Genomic DNA, 6103 nt, shown 5'->3' on the forward strand with positions numbered 1-6103 from the left:
ATGAACGACCTGACCGGCAAGACCGTCATCATCACCGGCGCGGCCCGCGGCCTGGGGGCCGAGACCGCCCGTCAGGCGGTCGCGGCAGGCGCCAACGTCGTCCTGACCGACGTCCTGGAGGAGGACGGCAGGGCCACCGCCGCCGCGCTCGGCGACCGGGCCCGCTTCCTGCACCACGACGTCACGTCGGAGGAGGGCTGGGCGGCGGTCGCGGACTTCGCGGTCACCGAGTTCGGCGGCGTCGACGGCCTCGTCAACAACGCCGGGATAGCCGAGGGGAAGTTCATCGAGGACGCCTCCGTCGAATACTTCCGCAACGTCCTCGACATCAACCTCACCGGCGTCTTCATCGGTATGAAGACCGTGATCCCCGCCATGAAGGAGCGCGGCGCGGGCTCGATCGTCAACATCTCGTCCGCCGCCGGGCTCATGGGCATCGCCCTCACCGCGGGCTACGGCGCGTCCAAGTGGGGCGTGCGCGGCCTCACCAAGATCGGCGCGGTGGAGCTGGGCACCTCCCGCATCCGCGTCAACTCCGTCCACCCCGGTATGACGTACACGGCCATGACGGCGTCCGTCGGCATCCAGCGGGGCGAGGGCAACTTCCCGAACACCCCGATGGGCCGGGTCGGCGAGGCAGACGAGATCGCGGGCGCCGTGATCTTCCTGCTCTCGGACTCCGCCTCGTACGTGACGGGCGCCGAGCTCGCCGTGGACGGCGGCTGGACGGCCGGTCCGACGGTCAAGTACGTCATGGGTCAGTAGGACGGGGAGGCGCGCGGGGGTCCGGTTCTCAGGCCCCCGCAGGCGCTCCAGGCCCCTTCTCCGCCGCCTTGGCCGCGTTCTTCGCCGCCACCACCGCGTCGAAGACATCGCGCTTCGGCAGGCCGAGCTCCGCCGCCACGGCCACGATCGCCTCCTTGCGGCGCTCCCCGGCCTCCTCGCGCACCATCACCCGCCGCACCAGTTCGGCCGGGCCGAGGTCCGACGGCCCCCGCTCCGGGGCGCCCTCCACGACGACGGTGATCTCGCCGCGCACGCCCTCCGCCGCCCAGGCGGCCAGTTCCTTCAGCGGGCCGCGCTTGATCTCCTCGTACGTCTTCGTCAGCTCACGGCACACCGCCGCGCGCCGGTCGGGACCGAACGCCTCAGCCATCGCCGCCAGCGTGTCGTCGATCCGGTGCGGCGCCTCGAAATACACCAGGGTGCGACGGTCGTCGGCCACCTCGCGCAACCGCGCCAGCCGCTCCCCCGCCTTGCGCGGCAGGAAGCCCTCGAAGCAGAACCGGTCGACGGGCAGCCCGGAGAGCGCCAGCGCCGTCAGCACCGCCGACGGGCCCGGCACCGCCGTGACCCTGATGCCCTTCTCCACGGCCGCCGCCACCAGCCGGTAGCCGGGGTCGGAGACCGACGGCATGCCCGCGTCGGTGACGAGCAGGACGCGGGCGCCGTTCTCCAGCGCCTCGACCAGCTCGGGGGTGCGGGCGCTCTCGTTGCCCTCGAAGTACGAGACGACCCGGCCGGTCGTGTGCACGCCGAGGCCCTGCGTCAGCCGGCGCAGCCGCCGGGTGTCCTCCGCGGCGATCACTTCCGCCGCGAGCAGTTCGGCGGCGAGGCGCGGTGGCGCGTCCTGGATGTCGCCGATGGGGGTCCCCGCCAGAACCAGTACGCCTACGCCTGCCGCTGAGCTAGTCACGGGTCCAGCTTCCCACCCGCCCGCCCTTTGCCCTCAATCGGCGGGCGGCCTGGGGGTGGGGGTGGAGTGGCCTCGAACGCCGGCCGGGCTGAAAAAACGGGGTGGGACGCAGGCAGCCCTGACCGTGGCCGCCAAACGCCGGCCGGGCCGAACGGTCGCCTCGAACTCCCCCAGCCACCCTTGGGAGGTGCCCCCAGGGGCTGAACCGCTGACAGGAAACGCACAGGAAAGGGGAAAAGGGCGGCTTCCTGTCATCGGAGGGTGGGTTCGAGGGTGGAATCCGCATGCCCGGGACCCGAACCGGCATGCGACATCCCTACGATGGCCCGGTGACCAGTGACACCGCGACTCAGGCCGAGCGGGACGAGGGCCTCCTCCACCCGGAGCCGCAGCCCAGCGCATGGCAGCGACGGCTGCGCCGCTTCGGCTATACGGACCGGCCGCACGTGGACGTCCGCGACCGCCTCGTGGTGCCGTTCCCGGAGCCCGGGACCCGGCTCTGGGGTTCGCTGGGCCTGGGCCAGGCGGCGGCGTCGAGGGTGGCGCGGCTGACCGGATGGGGCGGTCCGCTGCTCGTGGCGCTGATGGCGGGCCTCATCCGCTTCTGGCACCTGGGCACCCCGCACGCGGTGATATTCGACGAGACGTACTACGCGAAGGACGCGTGGTCGCTGCTCAAGTTCGGCTACGAGGGCACCTGGACCGACGGCAAGATCTCCAATGCGCAGATCCTGGCCGATCCCCAGATCATCCCGCTGTCGCGCGATCCGGGCTATGTGGTGCACCCGCCGGTCGGCAAGTGGGTCATCGCGGTCGGTGAGCAGCTGTTCGGCCTGAACCCGTTCGGCTGGCGGTTCATGGTCGCGCTGCTCGGCACCCTGTCGGTGCTGATGGTGTGCCGGATCGGCCGCCGGCTGTTCCGTTCCACCGCGCTGGGCTGCCTGGCCGGCCTCCTGCTGTCGGTGGACGGTCTGCACTACGTGATGAGCCGTACGGCCCTGCTCGACCTGGTCATCATGTTCTTCGCGCTGGCCGCGTTCGGCTGTCTGGTCGTGGACCGCGACTGGTCGCGGGCCCGGCTGGCGGCGGCGCTGCCGGTCGGCGAGGACGGTGTGGCGCGCCCGGACCGCCGGGTCGGGGACCGCGGCAGCATGGGCTGGCGGCCGTGGCGGCTCGCGGCCGGGCTGTTCCTGGGCCTGGCGTGCGCGAGCAAGTGGAACGGTCTGTACTTCCTGGCGGCGTTCGGGCTGATGACCATCCTGTGGGACGCCGGCTCGCGCCGGGTCGCCGGCGCCAGGCGCCCGTACGTGGCGGTGCTGCGCAAGGACACCGGCTGGGCGTTCCTGTCCGTCGTGGTCGTCGCCATCGGCACGTACCTGGTCTCCTGGACCGGCTGGTTCGTGACCAAGGGCGGCTACGGCCGGGACTGGGCGGCACACCGCAAGGGCCTGTCCCCCGACCACATCAAACTGCCGCTGATCGGCCGGATCGACCTGCACCAGTTCGACATGACGTGGATGCCGGACGCGCTGCGCAGCCTGTGGCACTACGAGTTCCAGGTCTACCAGTTCAACATCGGCCTCTCCACGCCGCACATGTACCAGTCGAACCCGTGGAGCTGGATGGTCCTGGGCCGGCCCGTCTCCTACTTCTACGAGTCGCCGAAGAACGGCGAGGCCGGCTGCACCGCGGCCAAGGGCTGCGCCCGCGAGATCCTCGCCATCGGCACCCCCCTGCTGTGGTGGTCGGCCTGCTTCGCGCTGCTGTACCTGCTCTACCGCTGGGGCTTCCGCCGCGACTGGCGGGCGGGCGCGATCCTGTGCGCCGCGTTCGCCGGCTGGCTGCCCTGGATGATGTACCAGGACCGCACGATCTTCCTCTTCTACGCGGTCGCCTTCGTCCCCTACCTCTGCCTCGCCGTCGCGATGATGATCGGCGCGATCCTCGGCCCCCCGGGCTCCGACGAACGCCGCCGGATGTGGGGCGCGGTCGGCGCGGGCACACTCGTCCTGCTGATTGTCTGGAACTTCATCTACTTCTTCCCGATCTACACGGGCATGCCCATCTCGATGGACGCCTGGCGGGCGCGGATGTGGTTCGACTCCTGGATCTAGCTGCACAAACACCCCGATGCCGACCGGCGAAGCTCACCGCTTCCCGGTCGGCATCGGTCGTTGTCGGTCGTGCTGGGCCGTCCCCGGACGGCCCACAGACGGCCCAGCGAACCCATCGTCAGGGACGGCCGCCATCGGGCATCGAACTGCGGCATCCGACACCTGAGCCGCCTTGATGGGCGTATCGATCCACACCTCGCCCGCGCGGGGCCAAAATCGCGCTACCAAGGGATGCACCGGTCCGGAGCCAACACGCTTTCCAAGTCTGTTGATGTTGCACGACCTGGTGTACGAGGCTGTTCATCTGCGTTCGCACGAGGTTGGCGGCTCTATCGGTACCGGCTTCCGGCCTGTCCTGAACGCCCGCGAACCAAGCTGAATGAGACGGAAACTGAGACTGGGGCCCTGATGGAGCGAGTAGAGGCCGAGCTGCCTCACGGCCGGATTGTGATGTTGTCGCCGGTGATCGCGGTACCGATCGTGTGGGCCGCGATGGCACGGTTACCAGACGCCACCACTGTTACGGACCCACCGACAGGCAGCAAGCTAGACAGTTCCCAGAGCAGTTCGGGCTCCTCTCGCAGGGCCCGTTTGATCTGTTGCCGCAACGCCCCCGCTGCGTCTGCGTCGTCCGGCTCCAAGACCGCGTCCCGCACCGCGGCATCCAGCGCTGCCCGGCCCCGCGCGTCGAGGCCGTGCCAAATCACATGCAGCATCCGACGTCCGACGTTCGCGGTTGCGCTCACCGCCGGGTCCTCAGTTCGGCGGAGGATTCCCACGCCGTAGGCACCTAGCGCCGCCGTTAGATACGGCCCAGCCTGTTCCGCTAGCTCACTAATCTCCATTTCTATTCCCTCCGCCCTGCCACTCGAATTCATTGCATCACCAACTGCCAACGAGTGAATATGGAGGCAAGATGTGCAATCTGGAATTTCCCTACAATGGGGAAATGTTGAAGATTTCCCCTATCCGCCTGCGAGCGAATGCGCAATGGCCAGGGCGGCAACCTCGACTCCAATTCTCCTAGCCACTTTCAGGGCCCACTCTCCAGCGGATTTCAGGTGTGAGAGCGTATTTTCCGCGTCACCCTGTGAGGCTGTCACTTCCGCTTGGGCGATTGAGCCAACGGACATGTCGTGCTCGGGCGTGCTCGCCTCGCTCTTCATCGCCGATCGCAGAGACTTCAGCTGAATCACTAGTTGTGCAAGATCGACGCTTGACTCTGACCCAGATCCCCGTTGGTGGAAATAATTCCCCTCGGCACTCCCGTCCGGCCCAACGTTTCCCGCCTGCCCAGAAACATTGTACGTATCTCCCATGTGTTTCACCTCTTGTATTATGAGCGCACCCAGAGGGGCTCGCGACGAAATTTCATGAATCAGCTCGGAGATGTTTGTTGTGTCGTTTTCGCTAAGTTCAACAATGACAATTCTGGCCCGCCTGGATTCACCCGTCATCGGACGTCTCCCGCAGGTGGGTTTCTGCTTCCGTGGCTCTGAGGGCCTGGTAGGTGCTGGCGAGGTTGTTCCTGCTGGTCAGAGTGTCGGGGTGGGTGTCGCCCAGTATTTGCTCGCGTTGGGTAAGGACGGCCTCCAGTAGCGGGATCGCGCGCCCCAGGTCTCCCGCCGCGTAGTAGGCGCTGGCGAGGTTGTTCCTGCTGGTCAGAGTGTCGGGGTGGGTGTCGCCCAGTATTTGCTCGCGTTGGGTAAGGACGGCCTCCAGTAGCGGGATCGCGCGCCCCAGGTCTCCCGCCGCGTAGTAGGCGCTGGCGAGGTTGTTCCTGCTGGTCAGAGTGTCGGGGTGGGTGTCGCCCAGTACTTGCTCGCGTTGGGTAAGGACGGCCTCCAGTAGCGGGATCGCTCGCGCCCGGTTCCCCGCTGCCTGGTAGGCGCTGGCGAGGTTGTTCCTGCTGGCCAGAGTGTTGGGGTGGGTATCGCCCAGTACTTGCTCGGATTGGGCGAGCGCTTCTTCGTACAGCGGGATCGCGCGCCCCAGGTCTCCCGCCGCGTAGTAGGCGCTGGCGAGATTGTTCCTGCTGGCCAGAGTATGAGGGTGGGTGTCGCCCAGTACTTGCTCGCGTTGGGTAAGGACGGCCTCCAGTAGCGGGATCGCCCGTCCCAGGTTCCCCGCTGCCTGGTAGGCGCTGGCGAGGTTGTTCCTGCTGGTCAGAGTGTCGGGGTGGGTGTCGCCCAGTATTTGCTCGCGTTGGGTAAGGACGGCCTCCAGTAGCGGGATCGTTCGCGCCCGGTTCCCCGCTGCCTGGTAGGCGCTGGCGAGGTTGTTCCGGCTGGCC

6 protein-coding genes are annotated in these 6103 nt (G+C 68.0%); 2 read left to right on the top strand and 4 right to left on the bottom strand.

The window, feature by feature from the left end; all coding sequences use genetic code 11:
* Window positions 1-765, top strand: a complete 765-nt coding sequence (locus C6N31_RS37860) for a glucose 1-dehydrogenase (RefSeq protein WP_138354710.1) — start codon at window positions 1-3, stop codon at window positions 763-765.
* Window positions 766-793: 28 nt separating this feature from the next.
* On the opposite strand, the gene rsmI is transcribed toward C6N31_RS37860, so the two are convergent.
* Window positions 794-1696: a 16S rRNA (cytidine(1402)-2'-O)-methyltransferase gene (rsmI, locus tag C6N31_RS37865; RefSeq protein WP_138354711.1), complete on the bottom strand. Its 903-nt coding sequence runs from the start codon at window positions 1694-1696 to the stop codon at window positions 794-796.
* Window positions 1697-2001: 305 nt separating this feature from the next.
* Between rsmI and C6N31_RS37870 the strand changes: the two genes are divergently transcribed.
* Window positions 2002-3810 (top strand): dolichyl-phosphate-mannose--protein mannosyltransferase, encoded by a 1809-nt coding sequence (locus tag C6N31_RS37870; protein WP_138354768.1) that lies wholly within the window; start codon window positions 2002-2004, stop codon window positions 3808-3810.
* A gap of 434 nt (window positions 3811-4244) precedes the next feature.
* On the opposite strand, the gene C6N31_RS37875 is transcribed toward C6N31_RS37870, so the two are convergent.
* The 3 genes from C6N31_RS37875 to C6N31_RS37885 form a co-directional block, all read right to left on the bottom strand.
* Window positions 4245-4556 (bottom strand): hypothetical protein, encoded by a 312-nt coding sequence (locus tag C6N31_RS37875; protein ID WP_232486143.1) that lies wholly within the window; start codon window positions 4554-4556, stop codon window positions 4245-4247.
* A gap of 219 nt (window positions 4557-4775) precedes the next feature.
* Window positions 4776-5267, bottom strand: a complete 492-nt coding sequence (locus tag C6N31_RS37880) for a hypothetical protein (protein ID WP_198359262.1) — start codon at window positions 5265-5267, stop codon at window positions 4776-4778.
* On the bottom strand, window positions 5257-6103 hold an 847-nt coding region (locus C6N31_RS37885), incomplete at its 5' end, for a tetratricopeptide repeat protein (protein WP_198359263.1). The genes C6N31_RS37885 and C6N31_RS37880, both read right to left, overlap by 11 nt.

Source organism: Streptomyces fildesensis, from assembly GCF_016107395.1.
Taxonomy (GTDB): Bacteria; Actinomycetota; Actinomycetes; order Streptomycetales; family Streptomycetaceae; genus Actinacidiphila; species Actinacidiphila fildesensis.